This is a genomic window from Oscillibacter hominis (genome assembly GCF_014334055.1).
Lineage (GTDB): Bacteria > Bacillota > Clostridia > Oscillospirales > Oscillospiraceae > Oscillibacter > Oscillibacter hominis.
Map to the genome: position 1 here is coordinate 2,388,889 of NZ_CP060490.1, position 18,065 is coordinate 2,406,953.

The window sequence follows — 18,065 nt, forward strand, 5'->3', positions numbered from 1 at the left end:
TCTCCTTACAGCGCGCTCAGGGTATGGGTAACAAAGAAGCGGTAATAGGCGTCGGCGATCTCCCGGCGCTCCCTGGTGCGGATGGGGACCCGGCGGCCGTCTTTCAGGATGAAGTCCTCCACCACGTCGGCCACATGGGCCATGTTAACCAGATAGCTCTGATGGCAGCGGAGGAAGCGGCCGTCCAGCCGGGCGGCCAGGTCGCTGAGCTTTTCCGAGCAGGGCAGGATCTCTCCGCCGGACAGATGGATGGCCAGGCTGTGGTTGTCGCTCTCCGCGAACAGGATATCATCCAGAAAGACATACCGGCGGCGCCGACCGGACTGGATACAGACCCGAGGGCGCTCTACGGAAGTAAGGAGATGGCTAATCAGGGCCGACAGCTTCTCCAGTTGAATCGGCTTGAGCAGATAGCCGGCAGCGTTCACCTCGTAACTCTCCACGGCGAAGTCCGGCGAGGTGGTGAGGAAGATCACCGGAGCGGAAGCGCCTAACTGCCGCAGCTCTTTTGCGGTGTCCATTCCGGTTATGCCGCCCATGTAAATGTCCAGAAAAATGAGGTCGAAAACGGCACCGTTATCTTCGGTCTCCATTAAAAGGGCCTCACCGCTGACATACTCCCGAACCTCTGTCGCTGTTCCAGCGAAGAGCGCGGGGATGCTGTTCAGAGCTGCCCGGAGTGAGGCTCGATCAGCTTCCAGGTCGTCACAGATAGCAATACGCATGGTGCTTCGCCTCCCTATCCGCTTAAGATCTTGTCTGGTATCAGATGTGAACGAAAGGGGGTATCCCCTTGCTATACAGCCTCATCATATCATGTTTTTTCGGGGCACGCAATATAGCATGCATTGCCGCATCCCGTCTTTTATCAAGCTCAACACGTATAAAATGTAATCTCCTCATGCGTTAAAAGAATATCTTTTTAAGTAAAATTGCCGTCTGCCCATTTCGCGTGGGCAGACGGCGATTTTCACTTTGCGGATCAATTCAAGTTTCTTTACAGATTCCACGCAGGCACGTACAACAGGGGTCTGTACGCCGTTCGCCGCTATCGCTTCGGTAATTCTCTGCGTAAGTTCAAAATAGACATCCCAGTAATCTTCGCTCTTGCACCATGCGCGAACGGTAAACTCCATCGTCACTTTGGGAGCGGGACTCCCTTTACCACGCCATCGACGCCAGCGGCGGAAACGAGGTCGCCCATCCGGAAAGGTGCAGCGTAGGCGTTCGCTGATCTATGTGAAAGATCTTCACCTGTACAGTGTATAAGGCGCATGGTAGAATGAGGGTGTATTTCAGGGCGGAGTAAGTAGGGCGGAGTATGCAGGGTGGATCGGCGAAAACAAGGGGGCAGTCTGCCCCTTCGTTCCACAGAAAAGCATCTGAAAGAATATAATAATGGATCTGAAAAACCGTAATTGCCCGCAAAGGCAGTTGCGGTCTTTTTTTGTCCAAAAACGAAAGGAGAATCGGTATGAATGCCAGAAACTAAGCTGATGGAGCTGGGCTACTATGACCCACAGGCAGAGGTGCGTCTGAATGTCTATGCGGACACCCTGATGTTTGACACGGTGAGGAAGGAGAAAACTCTCAGCGCAGTCCGGTTCGGCGGTTACCCGGAGTCGGTACAGGCAATAGCCGACGTCATTTTTTCCGGAGGAACCATTGAGACAAGGCTGGACGGCAAAACGCAGCTACTCAAATGTATGCCGCGCGGCTACCGCAGGCAGCTTGCACACGATGGCGTGTACGCCACAGCGACGCTGATGGCAAACGACGATACACAGACGGCCGCCACAGACGAGGAGGACGAAGAAAATCTTCAAGAGGAGCTGCAGCCGCGCACCTGCTATCTGTTCTGCCCTGCGGGAGACAAGGACAGGCTTTATGAGGAGCTTGACCGAAAGACAGCCGCGCCGCTGATCCCCGCATTCCGCGACTATGTCCTGGATGCGCTGATTGCCCGCGGCGATCTGCGGCAGATGACGGTGCTTTCCCTGCGGGAGCGTATGGACGCATGGGTGCTCCAGCTGCTGCCGGAGGACCGGAATGTAATCGAGGTGCTGGAGAGAGGAGTGCGCGGCTGTTATCAGCGCCATGGTGGACATGATCGCTCGAGAACTCCAGCAGGACGAGCAGATCCGCCTGATCGGCTTCGGCACTTTTGAAGTCCGGCACCGGAATGCACGGATTGGGCGCAATCCCCAAACAAAAAAGAACGTGGAGATTCCTCCTGCGAATGTGCCGGTATTTCGGCCCGGGAAAGCTCTTAAAGACAGCGTGAACGCTGACTGACTTCGCTGATCGTCAATTCCGTACAAGGGGATATGCAGTGAAAATGCGCTGCGGTAAAAGCACCATCCAATCAAAACGGAGGGGCGCCGGGTTAATGCCCAGCTCCCCTCCGTTTGTTTTTCAACACTTCTTTTTTCTGTACGGCGGAGCTCCACCCAACACGTTCTCTGGGTCTTTGCGGATACCACAACAAGATAGTAGGTATTTTGTAAAGGGAATGAATGATCCAGACGGCAGGGAACTGAAAAAGGCAAAAGAAAAAGCGAAACCGAATCATATCATCAGGTTCCGCTTTAACCCTCTGTGTCCTTTTTACTCATCTGTTCTATCTGCCTGCATAAGCTGATATATTTGGCAGACTCTTCTGGCGTTCTGCTGGCAAAGAAATTGAGTACTTCCGCGCTGACGGCATTCGGCTTGTCTGTGCTGGCAAATAGAATCGCATCCAGACTGATATCCAATTCATCCGCAATCAGGAATACCGTTTCCGCTTTTGGATTGCTGCGCCCCACTTCAAAATCCATGATTGTATGTGGGTTCATATTCAATTTGTGCGCCAAATCCATCTGGGATAAGCCTCTGGCTTCCCTTGTCTTGCGGATTGTTTGCGCCAAAATATCGAGCGGCGTTTTTGTCATCACATCACTTTAAATATCATTCTATCGTGTATTCTGCTACACTTAAATCAGCATATAAGGCACCGACATGGTGTAGTACAACTGACATCCGGGAGGAGCATATGAAAATCAAGAGAAAAGAAAGGATGTTACACTAAAGTCTGCCTTCAGAGCATTTGACAGAGCGGCGATACACCGATTCTGTCAAAATGAGTGTTTACCTCCAGCCCGCTATTATCGCTCTGTAAGTGGAGCTGACTACACCACAAAGGTACGTTCTGGTATTTATGTTGTTCCTTTCCCGATGGGCTTATGCCTGTCGGGAAATTTTTTTGTTCCTTTTTATCGAAAACGCAAAAAATCGGCTCTCCAAATGGGGATAGAGAGCGAAGGGGGAAGTAAGCCGACCTCTCGGCGCATGAGAGGAGGTGAAATCTCTTGACGCTCACACGATCTGAAATGGAGACGATACGGCGCCAATTTGACAGCAGATGCCGGAAGATTCTGCGAGAGGAAAGCTACAGCATTCGAAAGCGGCTTGCCCGGAGAGCAGAAAAGGAAGTCAGCCTTTCGTGGCTATCTGAAAAAGAGCTGAATCGTTTTTATGTGATTGACGAATACCCGTCAGACCTCTTTTTTTTTGATGCAGCGGAATATCGCATACCGGTTAGAGATGAAAAGCTTGCAAGCGCCCTCGCCGCTCTCCCGGACAAAAAGCGCGATGTGATCCTTCTGGCCTTTTTCCTGGATATGAAAGATACGGAGATCGCAGCAAAACTCAAGGTGGTCGGCTCCACCATCCATCGCAGGAGAACCAGCAGCCTTGAGGAATTAAGGAGTAGACTGGAGGTGTTTGAAAATGAGCGGAATAAGAAATAACAGACACGCGCTGCTGCCGTTCTCTGTGATTGAGGCGGCATCAAGCGGAGACATCATCGCCATCAATGCCGTGCTGAAGCACTACGAGGGGTATATTGCCGCACTCTCCATGCGGAAATTATACGATGAAAACGGCGTGTCCTACATGGCGGCAGATGATGAGATGCGCAAAATGCTTGAGATCAAGCTGATTGCAAAGATTCTTGACTTTAAGCTCATCAGAAAAGCATAGCCCCCTTGCCCATATCCGGCGGCGTGTACCCATTTCCACGCCGCTGCAGTTTCTCCCCTTGGTCAAGATAGAAAAGTCCGTCTGCGGGCTCTTACGGCCCTACAGGGCTATTGTGTACGCTCAGCCTGCCTTTTGGCCGTACATAGCGTCCAAAAGATGCCGGGATGAACTGACAGAGGTATTTTACATGACATATACAAGAGAAGAAATTGAACAGAAGCTAAAGGATTATCCGGGGATAAAAAAGAAAATCTCTTTGTTAGAGTACGAACAGGCGTACCCTGTCCATGTGTCCGAGCGCGAAATACTGGACGCCATGAATTATGCCAAAGGAGATGGGAGCGGAAGCGCATCCGGCCATATTTCCAATAAAACCATGTACATCGCCCTGAATTACCAGCAGGTCATAGAACGCATGAATCAGGAAACCAGGGACGACATTGCGTGCCACCTGGAGCTGCTGAAACGGGAAGCCGCACGCATCGAGTTCTATGTTTCGCTCCTGGATCAGCGCCAGGAAGAAGTGATCCGGTATTCTTATTTTGAGCAGCTGACAAATGAGGAAGCCGGAACAAAAATGCATCTCGCGGCCAGAACGATAAAGGACATCAAAAAACGCGCGATTGACGCTCTGACAGAGATGTATAACTATATCTCTGAGCTTCAGAAATAGGATTGCACGCTTTATGCCCTGCATCTGCACAACATATGTCCGAAATCCGCCCGGGTTGGGTGCTTGTGCCTGCCCTTGAGATTGTGCTATGATTAGGCTGTCAAATCAGAGGAATGCTCCCCGGCGCTTTGCGCCGAGGAGCATTTTTCTGCCACTTTGAAATAGTGGCAAAAGTATTTAAAAATAAAGTGGCCGGGAGAATGGTACATCTATTGAAACGCCCGAAGAGTTATAATAAAATAGCTTTACGAGTTAGCGGATGTACCTTGACAAATACACTCTCGGCACGCAGCTTGCGAAGGAGGCCAGCTATGAGTGAACAGTTAAAATGCACCCAGATGGAAAATGGGCAATTGCCCGAAACGCTGACCGTTCAGGAAGTGCAAAAAATCCTGAAGCTCGGCAGGAATGCAGTTTACAACCTGATCCACAGTCATTCGTTCCCGGTGATCAGGGTCGGAAATCTTCTTCGGATTCCCAGGGAACCGTTCTACGCATGGTTGGCAACATCGCATGTTGTGCGTTATTAGGCAGGATCTCCAATCATCTATTCTGATTATTGGAGGTATGTTATTATGGCCGCAAAAAGAAGATCCAACGGAGAAGGTTCCTTCTGGCAGTTGGAGGACAAAACATGGGTTTATCAGGTTACTGTGGGCCGCAAAGAGGATGGCTCTCTCAAAAGGAAATCCTTTAAGGGGCGCACAAAGGCAATCTGTAAGCAACGCAAAGAGGAATGGGAAGCGGAGCAGCAGGCGTTAAAGCAAAGTGAAGAAGCAAAGATACAGCAGCAAGATGATGTGGAAGAACAGCGTCGAATGCTGGGACACTCCATAGAATCTGAGGCGCTGTTTGCTGAGACCTTTATGGCCTGGCTCAAGCTGTATAAATCCCCGCCTACGCGAAAGCCCTCCACATACGCCAGTTATATCGACACCTACAATACCCACTTTGCGGAATTCTTTGGTCCGATGCCACTGTACGCCATTACACAGGATGTCGTACAGGACTACTATCAAAAGAAGCAGCTCAACGGCGCCCGCAAGGACGGAAAAAAAGGCGGACTGTCACCAAAGACAATCCGCAATCATCATATGATCTTAAAAGACTTTTTCAGCTATGCCCAGAAAAAGTACAAGCTGGATGAAAACCCGACACTTGAAACAACACGGCCCGAGGTCGTTACGCCGGAGATGCGCGTACTGAGCCCTTCTGAAATGGAGATTTTCATGGAAGAAGTTCTGCGGGAAACACAGCGGATCGCAATCCTAACCGATTTGTTTGTAGGCTTTCGCGTCGGGGAATTATTGGCGCTGAATATCTCAGACTTCAATCTGGAGCGGCAGACATTAACGGTCAATAAAAATCTTATCCGGGTTGATACGATTGCACTGTCGCTGGACAACCCGAACATCAGGATTTTAAACTACAACCCCGACAAGAAAACCCATCTGATTGTCCAAAGTACACCGAAAACGAAAAGCTCAAACCGGGAAATTTCCATATCTGACGGTTTGTGCGAGCTGTTGATCCGGCATATTTTTACGCTGGCAAATTCGGTCTGGCCCAATCCGGAAAACCTGTTGTTCCCGTCCACAAAGGGTACCTACATTGATCCCAAAAGCTTTGAGATTCGTCTGACTGCTGTTTCCAAACGCTGCGAGATCCGCAAAGTCAATCCTCACGCATTGCGCCACACCATGGCAACAAGGCTGGCGGAAGAACGGGTACCTCTTAACATTGTGCAGGGAATCCTGGGTCACGCCTCGCTGGAAACAACCAAAAAGTATCTTCATAAAAATGAAGATGTGGAGCGCGAAGCCATTGAAACAATGTCCGATTATCTCGACATGAACAAATTGGCAGCGGCACCAAAACTCAGCGGCACGAAAAAAAGAGGAAAATTTTCTGGCATCGTTCTCCCAGATTTCTCAAAAGAGCAAAAGAACATCCCGCCAGAATCCGCCTAAGTTTAAGGGGTTTCCGTTGATATTGCCTACTTTATTGCAAATAAAAAAAGAAAACGGCAAAAGAACCGTTTTCTCAAAATTATTCGGAGGAAGTTATTATGAGGGAATAAAATATGAAAAAAAGCTGAGCAGGCTCCTTGGGCAAATCAATTGCAAATTGCAACAGGGCAAAGGAAAAGTCCTGAAACCATTGAGATTTCAGGACTTTGTGGTTGCGGGGACAGGATTTGAACCTGCGACCTCCGGGTTATGAGCCCGACGAGCTACCAACTGCTCTACCCCGCGTTATTCAGTTTTCGCGGCTCCCGGTACTGCCCCGGGAACGCCGGTCGCTACTCGGGTTATGAGCCCGACGAGCTACCAACTGCTCTACTCCGCGATATTCAATTGCAACCTCCGCCAGGTCCGAATGGTGCCGGTGACCGGGCTCGAACCGGTACGGTATTGCTACCAAGGGATTTTAAGTCCCTCGTGTCTACCAATTCCACCACACCGGCAGATATCGGCAACAATTAGATTACCACGATGTGCTCCTATCTGTCAAGGTTTTTTCCAAAAAACTTTTCGACATGATTCGCTTGCACAATTCCATGCAACTTTCCCGTCCATCGCACATATACTGCTTAGATACAGAAAGGAGGTACACTATGAACAAGCAGTATTGCGGCGATTTGGACGATATGATCTTTCAGGACGAATGGATTCCCAGCGACCGTTAGACGATCGTTCCTCCGCCCACAACTTTTTCGCCGTCGTAGAGCACCACGGCCTGGCCAGCGGTAATCGCCCGTTGGGGCCTTTCAAACCGCACACGGATTCTGCCGTCGGCAAGCTCTTCCACGGTGGCGGCCGCCTCGCTCTGGCTGTAGCGGGTTTTGGCCGTCACCTCCATGGGCGCGTCCAGACCGGGCACCGAGATCCAGTTCACCCGCTCCGCAACCAATGTGTCGGTAAAAAGCTCCTCGTCCCGGCCCAGCAGCACCGTCCCGGCCTTCAGGTCCTTGCCCAACACGTAAAGCGGCTCCGCGGCGCTGACTCCCAGGCCCTTTCGCTGGCCGGTGGTATAGCGCTCCAGGCCCTTGTGACGGCCCAGCACCCGGCCCTGCCGGTCTACAAAGTCGCCCGGCTCCGGCACCAAGCCGCCGAAGCGCTCCAAAAACTTCATGTAGTCGCCATTGGGCACAAAGCAGATGTCCTGGCTGTCGGGCTTATGGGCATTGGCCAGCCCGCAGCCCTCCGCCATGGCCCGGATGGCCGGCTTTTCATATTCCCCCACCGGCAGCAGCAGGTGGGCCAGCTGGCGCTGTGTCAGCTGATAGAGCACATAACTCTGATCCTTTTTCCGGTCCAGGCCCCGTAGCAGCAGCCACCGGCCGGCGGACTCATCGTAGCCCACCCGGGCGTAGTGGCCTGTGGCCAGATAATCAGCCCCCTCCGCCATGGCCGCGTCAAAGAGCGCGCCGAACTTGATCTCCCGGTTGCAGTCAATGCAGGGATTGGGCGTATGCCCGGCGCGGTACTCCTCCACAAAGCGCTCCATCACCTGCCCGCGAAACTGCTCCGTCAGGTCCATCACCCGGTGGGGGAAACCCAGCGCCGCCGCCACCGCGGCGGCGTCTTCTATGTCGTCGGCCGAGCCGCAGATGCCGGGCCGGTCCTTATATCCATGGAGGCGCAGCGTCACGCCGGTGACGTCATAGCCCGCCCGCTGGAGCAGCATGGCGGCGGCAGCGCTGTCCACGCCGCCGCTCATGGCTACATATACCCTCTTCATCCTGTTTCCTTTCTGTTTGTCCTTCGCTTCAATCCATATTGCGGAAGCAAAACGCCGACGCAGGCAGCGCGTCCGCCAGTTCCAAAAGCGTCGGGTTCAGCCCGCCGGTATAATCCGCCCTTGTATCAGATACCTCAGTGCTCACCCGCCTGTCCGGGAAGGAGCAGGTGACCTTTGTGCCCAAGCCCTCTTTGGACTCCACCAACAGGCTGCCGCCCAGGCTCCTGGCAATCCGGCGGCAGATGGGAAGCCCCAGGCCCATCCCATGGGGGTGGGGCTCCATGCGTTCGATATCCGTATAGCGCCAAAAGAGAGTCTCCATGCGCTCTTCACTGATGCCTACGCCATTGTCCGCGATAGAGAGAATCCCCATCTTCCGGACAAATTTCAGATCCATCACCACTGTCCCGCCCCTGGGGGTAAATTTAAAGGCGTTGGACAGCAGATTCAAGACCATCCGGTTCAATTCCCGCTGGTTCGTGGCGACCACATGAGGTGCTTCCTGGCAGGTGAACTGGACATCCAGCCCAAGGAGTTCCGCCTGAGGCTTTGCACGCCAATAGAGCTCCTGCAGCATCCCTACAATTTCGTAATTTTTTAGCGGCGGCTGATCCGCTACCTCCACGGAGTCCGCGAGGGACAAGTTGTTCACCAACCGCGCAAGACGATAGTACGCCTGATACAATTTGGCGGCATCCGCGTCAAGTGCGGGATTTTGCGCACGCAGCTCAGGTGGGGCAATGCTTGCCAGCGCGCTCCCCATGCTCACCATAGCGTTGCGGAGCTGCACCACCACCTCCGGCAGCAATTCGGTCAGCAGCTTCTCTTCCATATACTGAATCCTCTTTTCGGCTCATCATTCCAATAGGTTTTGCAACAATGCCTCACTCAATCATGGAAAACATCCCCTGCCCGTGCAGTCCACTGATTCCATCAGCCTTTTCTTTCCCTAAGGATAGCAAAATCAGGAAGAAAACTCAAGAGACTTTTCGATTTCTGTCGAACAGATTTTCGCACATGACAGTTCCGCATTCCTTTTCATACGGTTTTTCACTGTGCAATCATCACAATAAACCTTACGCAATTTTCTACGTAATTTTGCGTAAAAGCTAAAGACAAATCAAAGAGTTCTGTTATAATGGACGTAAGCATAATTTGCTTTTGCCTAAAACACATGGGCGGCTGACAAAAAACAGGATGGAAGGGATTTGATTACAATGGGAATCCAAGTGGGCATCAATGGGTTCGGGCGCATTGGCAGAAACGTTCTGCGTATTTTGATGGAGCGCGGGGACCAGTTTGACTTAAGAGGCATCAACCTGCGCAACGCGGACCTGGATTACATGGTCTATATGATCAAATACGACTCTGTGTTCCGGGCCTTTGCGGGCACCGTGGAGCACAAGGGCGGCTACCTCTACGTCAACGGGAACAAAATCAAGGTGTTTTCCGAAAGTGACGCGGCCATGATCCCCTGGCACGAGTGCGGCGCCGAGTACATCATCGAGTCCACCGGCGCATACAACTCCACGGAAAAAGCCTCCCGCCATTTTATGGGCGGCGCGAAAAAGGTGCTCATCACCGCCCCGGACAAGGACGGCGTCACCCCCACCTTTGTCATGGGCGTCAACCACTCGGAATACCGCAAGGAGATGAACGTGGTCTCCAACGCCTCCTGCACCACCAACTGCCTGGCCCCGCTGACCAAGGTGGTCAACGACGCCTTCGGCATTGAGCAGGCCCTCATGTCCACCATCCACTCCGCCACCGCCAAGCAGAAGGCTGTGGACTCCCGGGCCGGCCGCGACTGGCGGACCGGACGCTCCATTTTAGGCAACATCATCCCCTCCACCACCGGCGCTGCCAAGGCCGTGGGCCGCGTCATCCCCTCCCTCAACGGCAAGATGACCGGCATGAGCTTCCGGGTCCCCACCAACGATGTGTCCGTGGTGGACCTCACCGCCCGGCTGAAAACCAGCGCCACCTATGCCGACGTGTGCCACGCCATCAAGCGGGCCTCCGAGGGGCCCATGAAGGGCATCGTGGACTATGTATCCGAGCAGGTGGTCTCCTGCGACCTGATCGGCAACCCCAACACCTGTATCTTTGACGAGACGGCCGGCATCATGCTGGAGGACAACTTTGTCAAGCTCATCGCCTGGTACGACAACGAGTGGGGTTATTCCAGCAAGGTACTGGACCTGCTGGCCCACATGTATGAGGTGGACAACGCCGAATAAGTATAAAAAGAGGGCCGGGAAAGCAAGTGCTTCCCCGGCCCTCTTTTCTTTTTTTCAGCTCCAGAGCTGCCCGGCCACATCATAGCCGGAGTAATCTGCCACGGAGTTCACATCGCTGAGCATCACGGAGGTGACGCCGAAGAAGCGGGCCAGCTGAAGCCGGGCCGATACGGCGTCTTCATCGTTGTACCAGACGGTGGTCTGGCCGGCGCCAGTGCCGGAGACGGCATAGGCACTGGCGTAGCGGCCGGCATGGTATCCGTTGCCATATTTAAGCAGTTCCTCGATCTGGGCCGCAGTCCGGCTGCCGTCCGGGCGGATTTGGTCGCCCTCGCCCTTCCAGGCGGAGCCGGTGGTGGTCAGCAGCACGGTGGTCTTCCATGCGGGCACCTTGCCCTGAAGCCCGGCAAGGGCGTAGTACAGTTCCTCCAGCGGCTCCAGAGGCGCGATGGGGAAGCCGCTCTCCGTCTGCTCATAGGAGGCCACCCGGAGGATCATCCGGTCCGCCGTCTTTCCCAACGCCTCATAGTCATAGCCTCCCGGCGCTTCGTCGTTCCAGGCGGGCGCGTCCACCATTACATAGAGGAGCTTTCCCTTTGTCATGCGGCCCTTGATCTCCTCCGCCAGTTTGACCAGCTTTTCCTTTCCAGCGGAGGTCAATCCCGGCACATCCAGCAAGATCCCGTCATACCCAAAGAGCTCCATATTGTCCGCCAGCGTCCAGGCCACCGCCTGCATGCCGCTCATGGTGTCTTCCTCCACCACCTCTTTGCCGCACGCGGCGTACATCAGCGCCTTGGCCCCGGTGCCGCGGACCAGGTCCCGGACGGCGGGGTCCCCTTCAAACGTGGCGTCGATGCCCTCCAGCCTGGCCATCTCCACCGCCACGGCATTCATCCTGACGGGCAGGGCCTTGGTTTCCTGGCTGGCCAGGCCGCCCACAAAGGTGGTGTTCAGATGATACTTGTCATATACGCGCATCAGCAGCACCGCCGCCTGTTCCCGGGTGGCCTTCTGGCTGGGGGAAAAGGTAGTGGGCGAGGTTCCGTTGACCAGCCCCAAGTTGTAGGCCACGGCAATATACCCGCTGTTGGTGGTCAGGTCGGTGAAGGGGGAGGGGAGCTGCTGCACCAGCCCGGCCAGCGCTTCATAGTCCAGCGCCCGGACGATCATCACCGCCATCTCCTCCCGGGTAATGGGATCGCCGGGGCGGAAGCGCTCGCTTTGCAGCGTAATGGCCCCATGGGCATAGGCGGCCTCCACAGAGCCGTAATACCAGGCCGCCGTGTCCTTCACATCGGAAAAGGTGGGCGCGGCGGGGCGCACCTCCGTCCAGCCGAACAGCCGGACCAGCGCGGTTGCAAAGGCGGCCCGGGACATCCGGTGGCCGTAGCCGAAGCGGGCGCTGTCATAGCCGGAGAGGATTCCGGCCTCCACCGCCCGGGCAATACTCTCCTCCGCCCAGCTGCCGTCGGGCACGTCGCCGAAGCGCACCGCGCCCGCAGCGCTCACGCTCAGGGCCGATACGGTCAGGGCAAGCGTCAGGGCAAGGGATAAAATCCGTTTCTTCATGGTTTATTCTCCTTTCGCAAAGTGGCTTTTGGAGATAGTCTGTCCCACATTTTAGCAAATTATGGCCTGTTCGTCAAATTTTGGTGCAAAGATGAGCAGTTTTCCCTTTACGTGTGATACAAAATTTGCTATACTTATTTAGTTATTGTGGAGTAATAGACTGCTTTGAGAGGGGAGGCGGCGGACAATGAAGTACGAGCGCTGGAATGTGGCCGGGGCCTGCGACGGCCTGGCCGCGGAGCGCCTGGTGGAAAACGGATACCCGTATCTGCTGTCGCTGGTGCTGGCCTCCCGGGGCGTGGACACGGTGGAGCAGGCCGCCGCCCATTTGGAGCGGGAGCGCCACCTGAGCCACTCCCCCATGCTGATGCGGGACATGGGCAAAGCCGTGGAGCGGATTCAGCGGGCCATTTCCGCGGGCGAACTCATCGCGGTCTACGGAGACTACGACGTGGACGGCATCACCTCCACCTGCCTGGTCATCGACTATTTGAAAAACGCGGGCGGGCGGTGTCTGCGCTATATCCCCCGGCGCATAGAGGACGGCTACGGCCTCAGCTGCGACGCCATCGCCTCCCTGCACAGCCAGGGGGCCACGCTGCTCATCACCGTGGACTGCGGCATCACCGGCGTGGAGGAGGCGGCCTTTGCCAGGAAGTTAGGCATGGATGTGGTCATCACCGACCACCACGAGTGTAAGGATGTGCTGCCAGACGCCGTGGCCGTGGTGGATCCCCACCGCAGCGACTGCCCCTACCCGTTCAAATCCCTGGCCGGCGTGGGCGTGGCGCTGAAGCTGGTGCTGGCCCTGGGCGGGGAAAACCGGGAGGACGCCCTCTTTGCCCGCTACTCCACCCTGGCCGCCATCGGCACTGTGGCCGATGTGATGCGCATGGAGGGGGAGAACCGCACCATCGTCTACCGGGGGCTGGAGGCGCTGCCCCACACGGATTTTGTGGGCATTCACGCCCTTTTGAAGGAGGCGGGCCTGGCGGGAAAGGCCGTCACCTCCATCCAGATCGGGTTTGTCCTGTCCCCGCGGATCAACGCCGCAGGGCGCATGGGGGCCGCCGACCTGGCTGCCGAGCTGCTGATGACCGACGACCCCGCCCGGGCCGAGGAGCTGGCCCGCCAGCTGTGTGAGCTGAACCGGGAACGCCAGGCGGTCGAGCAGAGCATCTGTACCGAAGCCATCGAGAAAATCCAGGCCCTGCCCGAGAGCGAGCGCAGCGCCCTGGTCCTGGCCAGCGAGGACTGGCATCAGGGTGTGGTGGGCATCGTGGCCTCCCGCCTCAGTGAGAAGTACTCCTGCCCCAGCTTTATGATCCATCTGCAGGACGGGTGCGGGAAAGGCTCCTGCCGCAGCTACGGCGGGTTCAACCTCTTCGCCGCCCTGGAGTTCTGCTCCGACCTGCTGGAGGGCTTCGGAGGCCACGAGCTGGCCGCCGGCTTCACCATCCGGGAGGAGAACATCCCCGCCTTCCGCCAGCGGATGAACGACTATGTGCGTCACTCCTGGGGCGGGAAGCTGCCGGTCTCCTCTTTGGAGGTGGACGCGGTGATCGCCCATCCGGGCCGGCTCAGCACCGCGGAGGTGGAAGCCCTCTCCCAGCTGGAGCCCTACGGCTCCGGCAACGCCCGGCCGGTGTTCGCCCTCTTCGGCGCGGTGGTGGACTCCATGCAGAGCGTGGGCCAGGGCAAACATCTCAAGCTGCGCCTGAGCAAGGGCTGCCAGAAGTTTGAAGCCATCTTTTTCTCCGCCACGGCGGAGCAGTGCGGCATATGCGCCGGGCAGAGGGTGGACGCCGCTTTCCACCTTCAGCTCAACACCTTCCGGGGCGTCACCAACCTCCAGCTTCAGATGATCGACATCCGGCCTTCCCGCTACCCCAGCCGCAGCGAATCGGAATCCGCCGCCCTGGTGCGCCGCCTGGTGGAGGATGGGCCCATTTCCGCCCAGGAAGCCTCACGGATGTTAGGCAGCCGGGAGCAGTTTGTTCGGCTGTGGCGCTCCCTTGCCCAGCGTGTGGGCGATGGGGACCTGGAGGCCCCGGCCCTGCCGCTGCTGCGGGCGCTGGCCTCCGACCTCTCCGGCTGCGAATCCTTCCTGCGGGCCTCCCTGGGCCTGGCGGTCTTCTCCGAGCGGGGCCTTTTGTCCGTCCGGCAGAAAGAGGAATACCTGCTGCTGCGGCTAACCGACCGCGGCGTCAAAGTCGACTTGTATGCCTGTCCCTATCTGGACCGGCTTTCTTCCATACTCACTCCCCGAAACTGAGGTGAATCAACCCGATGACCGTGTATGAACAATATGAACGGCTGGAAAAAACCGTGGCCGCCTATAACCCCGGCGCTGACTTCCAGCAGATACGCGCCGCCTTTGAGTTCGCGGAAAAGGCCCACACCGGGCAGAAGCGCAAAAGCGGCGAGCCCTATATCATCCATCCGCTGGCCGTGGCCCAGATCGTGGCGGAGGAGCTGCACCTGGACTCGGAGTCCATCATTGCCGCGCTGCTCCACGACGTCATTGAGGACACGGCCGCCAACCATGAACAGGTCTCCAAGCTCTTTTCCCCCACTGTGGCCGACCTGGTGGAGGGCGTCAGCAAGCTGACCCGCATCCAGTACGCCACCAAAGAGGATGAGCAGATGGAGAACCTGCGCAAGATGCTCATCGCCATGTCCAAGGACATCCGGGTCATCCTCATCAAGATCGCCGACCGGCTGCACAACATGCGGACCATGGAGTACCAGACCGCGCCCAAGCAGAAGCAAAAGTCCCTTGAGACCATGGAGATCTATGCCCCCATCGCCCACCGGCTGGGCATGCAGCGGGTGAAGTGGGAGCTGGAGGATCTGTCCTTAAAATACCTGGACCCGGTGGCCTACACAGAGATCGTCACCACCATTGGCGCCAAGGAGACCGAGTACAACGCCTTCATGCAGCGCACCCAGGACCAGATCCACCAGCGCCTGGAGGAGCTGAACATCCCCCACAAGGTCTACGGCCGCATCAAACATCCCTACAGCATCTACCGCAAGATGTTCAACCAGAACAAGCAGCTTGACGAGATTTTCGACCTCTTTGCCTTCCGGGTGATTGTGGATTCGGTGGGGGACTGCTACAACGTCCTGGGCGTGGTCCACGACATCTATAAGCCCATTTTGGGCCGGTTCAAGGACTATATCGGCACCCCGAAGCCCAACGGCTACCAGTCCCTCCACACCACCGTGGTGGGGGAGTCCGGCATCCCCTTTGAGGTGCAGATCCGCACCCAGGAGATGCACGAGATCGCCGAGTACGGTGTGGCCGCCCACTGGAAGTACAAGCAGAACGGCCAGGGCGGCGGCACCGAAGGCCGTTATGAGTGGGTGCGGCGGCTGCTGGAGAACCAGGAGGGCGCCGACGCCGAGGACTATATCCACTCTTTGAAAATCGACATGTTTTCCGACGAGGTCTTTGTGTTCACGCCCAACGGGGACGTGCAGAACCTGCCCGCCGGGGCGACGCCCATCGACTTCGCCTACGCCATCCACTCCGCCGTGGGCAACCACATGGTGGGGGCCAAGGTCAACGGCCGCATCGTCACCTTTGACTATCCGCTGAAAAACGGCGACATTGTGGAGGTCATCACCTCCAAGAGCGCCAAGGGCCCCAGCCGGGACTGGATGAAGATTGCCAAAAGCTCCGAGGCCCGCAGCAAAATCCGCCAGTGGTTCAAAAAGGAGAAGCGGGACGAGAACATTGTCAACGGCCGCGCCGCTTTTGAGGCGGAGCTGAAGCACTGCAACATCCCGCTGAAGGACGTGCTGGATCCGGAGAATCTGCCCGGGCTTTTGAAACGGGTCTCCTTCGGCTCCCTGGACGAGCTGTACGCCGCCATCGGCTACGGCGGCTTCACCGCCCAAAAGGCGGTGAACCGGATGCAGGGCGAGCTGCAGCGCATCTCCAAGCAGCACCAGCTGGACAAGGCCTCCACCGTCCCGGTGGACGGCAAGCCCGAGGTGGTGCGCCCGGTGGTGCCCCGCCGCGCCAAGAGCGAGCAGGGCATTGTGGTGGAAGGCCTCTCCAACTGCCTCGTGAAGTTCTCCAAGTGCTGCACCCCTGTCCCCGGCGATGAGATCATCGGCTTCATCACCAGGGGCTACGGCGTGTCCGTGCACCGCTGCGACTGCCCCAACGCCTCGCTGGAGCGGCGCAGCGCTCCGGATCAGCAGGGCCGCTGGATCAAGGTTTCCTGGGGCTCGGACACCCGGGAGAGTTATCCCACCTCTTTGGAAATTTTCTCCAAGGACCGCAACAACCTGGTGTTAGACATCTCCGCGGCCCTGTCCACGACCCAGACCCGGGTCTCCTCCATGAACTGCCGCACCACAGAGGACAATTTTGCCGTCATCAGCCTGGAGATCGACGTCCGGGACGGCGAGCAGCTTCAGACCGTGATGCGCAAGCTGAACCAGATTTCCGGCGTCATGCAGGTGACGCGGCCCGCCGGATAACGGCGTCGCAAGCTTCACATCCCTCACCTCCGCCTGCCGGCGGAAGCTCACTCGTTCCGCTGCTCCGCCTATTCGGGACAAAGGCCCTGCCTTTGCCCCGAGAAACGGGGGTGAGTGCGCAAGCTTCACATCCCTCACCTCCGCCTGCCGGCGGGTTCTGCGGACGTTTTCCACAAGTTCAACAAACTTTTTCACATCATACAAGAGAGGTTTTTTCTATGCGCGCAGTGGTTACCAAAGTACAGCACGCCTCTGTGGTCATCGACGGAGAGGTGCGGGGCAAAATCGGCCAGGGATTCCTGATCCTCTTGGGCGTCACTCATGAGGACACGGAGGTCCAGGCCAAAAAGCTCTGCGACAAAGTCTGCTCTTTGCGGATTTTTGACGATGAAAACGGAAAGATCAACAAGGGGCTGGAAGATGTGGACGGGGAACTGCTGATCATCTCCCAGTTTACCCTTTACGGCAACTGCCGGCACGGCCGCCGGCCCGACTTCCTGGCCGCTGCCCGGCCGGAGACGGCCATCCCCCTGTACGAAACCTTCATCCGGCTGTGCCGGGACAAGGGCTATCACGTGGAGACCGGCGAGTTCGGCGCCCACATGGAGGTCACCTCCCTCAACGACGGGCCCTTTACCCTTGTCATCGACACCGATCAGCTGGCATAAGAAAGGGAGGGACGGATATGAAACTTGAGACGCTTCAGGTGATGCCCCTGGGCACCAACTGCTATCTCCTTTGCGACGAGGAATCGGGCAAGTGCGCCGTGGTGGATCCCGGCGCCGAGCCGGAGCGCATCCTCCGCAAGGTGGCCGAGAGCGGCTGCGCCCTCCAGTGCATCTTTTTGACCCACGGCCACTACGACCACACCGGCGGCGTGGCCGGCATTCAAGAGGCCTACCCAGGCATCCCGGTATACCTCAGCAGCAAGGACCGCTACGAGGATACAGCCGATCCCCGGATCAAAATGCTCTATCCCGCCCTCTCCGGCAATCTGGTGGACTGGAAGGAGGGCGACCAGGTGATGCTGGGCTCCCTCACCGTCACGGTGCTGGAGACGCCGGGCCACTCCAAGGGATCGGTGACGCTCCAGTGCGGCGACATCCTGCTGTGCGGCGACACGCTGTTCGCCGGCTCCTGCGGCCGCTCCGACCTGGCCGGCGGCGACACCTGTGAGCTTTTATCCTCGCTGCGCCGGCTGGGCCGGCTGGAGGGCAACTATGCTGTGCTCCCCGGCCACATGGACCCTTCGGACTTAGACCGCGAGCGCGAGACCAACCCCTATCTCCGCCAGGCCCTTCGGGACTGACCTCATC

18 protein-coding genes and 2 tRNA genes are annotated in these 18,065 nt (G+C 57.0%); 12 read left to right on the plus strand and 8 right to left on the minus strand.

Going from position 1 to position 18,065, the window contains the following annotated elements; all coding sequences use genetic code 11:
* Positions 1 to 5: 5 nt before the first annotated feature.
* Together H8790_RS11735 and H8790_RS14090 are read right to left on the minus strand one after the other, a co-directional pair.
* Positions 6 to 725 carry a LytR/AlgR family response regulator transcription factor gene (locus tag H8790_RS11735; RefSeq protein ID WP_187332699.1) on the minus strand — a complete coding sequence of 240 codons (720 nt, stop codon included), beginning with the start codon at positions 723 to 725 and terminating at the stop codon, positions 6 to 8.
* A gap of 174 nt (positions 726 to 899) precedes the next feature.
* On the minus strand, positions 900 to 1,136 hold the full coding sequence (locus tag H8790_RS14090; RefSeq protein WP_404821721.1) for a hypothetical protein: 237 nt from the start codon (positions 1,134 to 1,136) through the stop codon (positions 900 to 902).
* A 342-nt stretch (positions 1,137 to 1,478) separates the two neighbouring features.
* Between H8790_RS14090 and H8790_RS11740 the strand changes: the two genes are divergently transcribed.
* Positions 1,479 to 2,168 (plus strand): hypothetical protein, encoded by a 690-nt coding sequence (locus H8790_RS11740; protein WP_187332700.1) that lies wholly within the window; start codon positions 1,479 to 1,481, stop codon positions 2,166 to 2,168.
* Entirely contained in the window at positions 2,107 to 2,295 is a 189-nt protein-coding gene (locus H8790_RS11745) for an HU family DNA-binding protein (protein ID WP_404821685.1), read from the plus strand. The genes H8790_RS11740 and H8790_RS11745 overlap by 62 nt, the downstream gene beginning before the upstream one ends.
* A 293-nt stretch (positions 2,296 to 2,588) precedes the next feature.
* On the opposite strand, the gene H8790_RS11750 is transcribed toward H8790_RS11745, so the two are convergent.
* Positions 2,589 to 2,933, minus strand: coding sequence for a helix-turn-helix domain-containing protein (locus tag H8790_RS11750; RefSeq protein ID WP_187332702.1), 345 nt, complete (start codon positions 2,931 to 2,933; stop codon positions 2,589 to 2,591).
* A gap of 417 nt (positions 2,934 to 3,350) precedes the next feature.
* Between H8790_RS11750 and H8790_RS11755 the strand changes: the two genes are divergently transcribed.
* From H8790_RS11755 to H8790_RS11775, 5 genes are all read left to right on the plus strand, one after another.
* Positions 3,351 to 3,791, plus strand: a complete 441-nt coding sequence (locus H8790_RS11755) for an RNA polymerase sigma factor (protein ID WP_187332703.1) — start codon at positions 3,351 to 3,353, stop codon at positions 3,789 to 3,791.
* The gene (locus H8790_RS11760; RefSeq protein ID WP_187332704.1) at positions 3,772 to 4,023 is read left to right on the plus strand and encodes a helix-turn-helix domain-containing protein; all 252 of its coding nucleotides are present in this window, start codon (positions 3,772 to 3,774) and stop codon (positions 4,021 to 4,023) included. Before H8790_RS11755 ends, H8790_RS11760 begins: the two co-directional genes overlap by 20 nt.
* 256 nt (positions 4,024 to 4,279) lie before the next feature.
* Positions 4,280 to 4,696, plus strand: coding sequence for a sigma factor-like helix-turn-helix DNA-binding protein (locus tag H8790_RS11765; RefSeq protein ID WP_187332705.1), 417 nt, complete (start codon positions 4,280 to 4,282; stop codon positions 4,694 to 4,696).
* 311 nt (positions 4,697 to 5,007) lie between these two features.
* The gene (locus H8790_RS11770; protein WP_187332706.1) at positions 5,008 to 5,226 is read left to right on the plus strand and encodes a helix-turn-helix domain-containing protein; all 219 of its coding nucleotides are present in this window, start codon (positions 5,008 to 5,010) and stop codon (positions 5,224 to 5,226) included.
* A 45-nt stretch (positions 5,227 to 5,271) separates the two neighbouring features.
* Positions 5,272 to 6,666: a tyrosine-type recombinase/integrase gene (locus H8790_RS11775; protein ID WP_187332707.1), complete on the plus strand. Its 1,395-nt coding sequence runs from the start codon at positions 5,272 to 5,274 to the stop codon at positions 6,664 to 6,666.
* A gap of 209 nt (positions 6,667 to 6,875) precedes the next feature.
* Here the strand turns inward: H8790_RS11775 and H8790_RS11780 are convergent.
* The 4 genes from H8790_RS11780 to H8790_RS11795 all read right to left on the minus strand — a co-directional run bounded on the left by H8790_RS11780 (position 6,876) and on the right by H8790_RS11795 (position 9,272).
* Positions 6,876 to 6,951, minus strand: a tRNA-Met gene (locus tag H8790_RS11780).
* A gap of 125 nt (positions 6,952 to 7,076) precedes the next feature.
* A tRNA-Leu gene (locus H8790_RS11785) sits at positions 7,077 to 7,163 on the minus strand.
* 218 nt (positions 7,164 to 7,381) lie between these two features.
* A complete protein-coding gene (gene mnmA, locus H8790_RS11790) occupies positions 7,382 to 8,473 on the minus strand; it encodes a tRNA 2-thiouridine(34) synthase MnmA (RefSeq protein WP_256404991.1) in 1,092 nt (363 codons plus the stop codon).
* A complete protein-coding gene (locus tag H8790_RS11795; RefSeq protein ID WP_187332709.1) occupies positions 8,469 to 9,272 on the minus strand; it encodes a sensor histidine kinase in 804 nt (267 codons plus the stop codon). Before H8790_RS11795 ends, mnmA begins: the two co-directional genes overlap by 5 nt.
* Positions 9,273 to 9,657: 385 nt before the next feature.
* Between H8790_RS11795 and gap the strand changes: the two genes are divergently transcribed.
* A complete protein-coding gene (gene gap, locus H8790_RS11800; RefSeq protein ID WP_187334305.1) occupies positions 9,658 to 10,680 on the plus strand; it encodes a type I glyceraldehyde-3-phosphate dehydrogenase in 1,023 nt (340 codons plus the stop codon).
* Between the two features lie 54 nt (positions 10,681 to 10,734).
* On the opposite strand, the gene H8790_RS11805 is transcribed toward gap, so the two are convergent.
* The gene (locus H8790_RS11805) at positions 10,735 to 12,252 is read right to left on the minus strand and encodes an S-layer homology domain-containing protein (RefSeq protein ID WP_187332710.1); all 1,518 of its coding nucleotides are present in this window, start codon (positions 12,250 to 12,252) and stop codon (positions 10,735 to 10,737) included.
* A 187-nt stretch (positions 12,253 to 12,439) separates the two neighbouring features.
* On the opposite strand from H8790_RS11805, the gene recJ reads away from it, so the two are divergent.
* From recJ to H8790_RS11825, 4 genes are all read left to right on the plus strand, one after another.
* Positions 12,440 to 14,527 carry a single-stranded-DNA-specific exonuclease RecJ gene (recJ, locus tag H8790_RS11810; protein ID WP_187332711.1) on the plus strand — a complete coding sequence of 696 codons (2,088 nt, stop codon included), beginning with the start codon at positions 12,440 to 12,442 and terminating at the stop codon, positions 14,525 to 14,527.
* 14 nt (positions 14,528 to 14,541) lie between these two features.
* On the plus strand, positions 14,542 to 16,749 hold the full coding sequence (locus tag H8790_RS11815) for a RelA/SpoT family protein (RefSeq protein WP_187332712.1): 2,208 nt from the start codon (positions 14,542 to 14,544) through the stop codon (positions 16,747 to 16,749).
* Between the two features lie 218 nt (positions 16,750 to 16,967).
* Positions 16,968 to 17,417 (plus strand): D-aminoacyl-tRNA deacylase, encoded by a 450-nt coding sequence (gene dtd, locus H8790_RS11820; RefSeq protein WP_187332713.1) that lies wholly within the window; start codon positions 16,968 to 16,970, stop codon positions 17,415 to 17,417.
* A gap of 17 nt (positions 17,418 to 17,434) precedes the next feature.
* Positions 17,435 to 18,058 carry an MBL fold metallo-hydrolase gene (locus tag H8790_RS11825; RefSeq protein ID WP_187332714.1) on the plus strand — a complete coding sequence of 208 codons (624 nt, stop codon included), beginning with the start codon at positions 17,435 to 17,437 and terminating at the stop codon, positions 18,056 to 18,058.
* Positions 18,059 to 18,065 lie beyond the last annotated feature (7 nt).

What these genes read in the sequence shown, in the direction of transcription:
- dtd (WP_187332713.1), top strand. Translation starts at nt 16,968, where the DNA reads ATGCGCGCAGTGGTTACCAAAGTACAGCACGCCTCTGTGGTCATCGAC.
- H8790_RS14090 (WP_404821721.1), bottom strand. Translation starts at nt 1,136, where the DNA reads ATGGAGTTTACCGTTCGCGCATGGTGCAAGAGCGAAGATTACTGGGAT.
- recJ (WP_187332711.1), top strand. Translation starts at nt 12,440, where the DNA reads ATGAAGTACGAGCGCTGGAATGTGGCCGGGGCCTGCGACGGCCTGGCC.
- H8790_RS11805 (WP_187332710.1), bottom strand. Translation starts at nt 12,252, where the DNA reads ATGAAGAAACGGATTTTATCCCTTGCCCTGACGCTTGCCCTGACCGTA.
- H8790_RS11770 (WP_187332706.1), top strand. Translation starts at nt 5,008, where the DNA reads ATGAGTGAACAGTTAAAATGCACCCAGATGGAAAATGGGCAATTGCCC.
- H8790_RS11825 (WP_187332714.1), top strand. Translation starts at nt 17,435, where the DNA reads ATGAAACTTGAGACGCTTCAGGTGATGCCCCTGGGCACCAACTGCTAT.
- gap (WP_187334305.1), top strand. Translation starts at nt 9,658, where the DNA reads ATGGGAATCCAAGTGGGCATCAATGGGTTCGGGCGCATTGGCAGAAAC.
- H8790_RS11775 (WP_187332707.1), top strand. Translation starts at nt 5,272, where the DNA reads ATGGCCGCAAAAAGAAGATCCAACGGAGAAGGTTCCTTCTGGCAGTTG.
- H8790_RS11795 (WP_187332709.1), bottom strand. Translation starts at nt 9,272, where the DNA reads ATGGAAGAGAAGCTGCTGACCGAATTGCTGCCGGAGGTGGTGGTGCAG.
- H8790_RS11750 (WP_187332702.1), bottom strand. Translation starts at nt 2,933, where the DNA reads ATGACAAAAACGCCGCTCGATATTTTGGCGCAAACAATCCGCAAGACA.
- H8790_RS11745 (WP_404821685.1), top strand. Translation starts at nt 2,107, where the DNA reads ATGATCGCTCGAGAACTCCAGCAGGACGAGCAGATCCGCCTGATCGGC.
- H8790_RS11760 (WP_187332704.1), top strand. Translation starts at nt 3,772, where the DNA reads ATGAGCGGAATAAGAAATAACAGACACGCGCTGCTGCCGTTCTCTGTG.
- H8790_RS11740 (WP_187332700.1), top strand. Translation starts at nt 1,479, where the DNA reads ATGCCAGAAACTAAGCTGATGGAGCTGGGCTACTATGACCCACAGGCA.
- H8790_RS11815 (WP_187332712.1), top strand. Translation starts at nt 14,542, where the DNA reads ATGACCGTGTATGAACAATATGAACGGCTGGAAAAAACCGTGGCCGCC.
- H8790_RS11735 (WP_187332699.1), bottom strand. Translation starts at nt 725, where the DNA reads ATGCGTATTGCTATCTGTGACGACCTGGAAGCTGATCGAGCCTCACTC.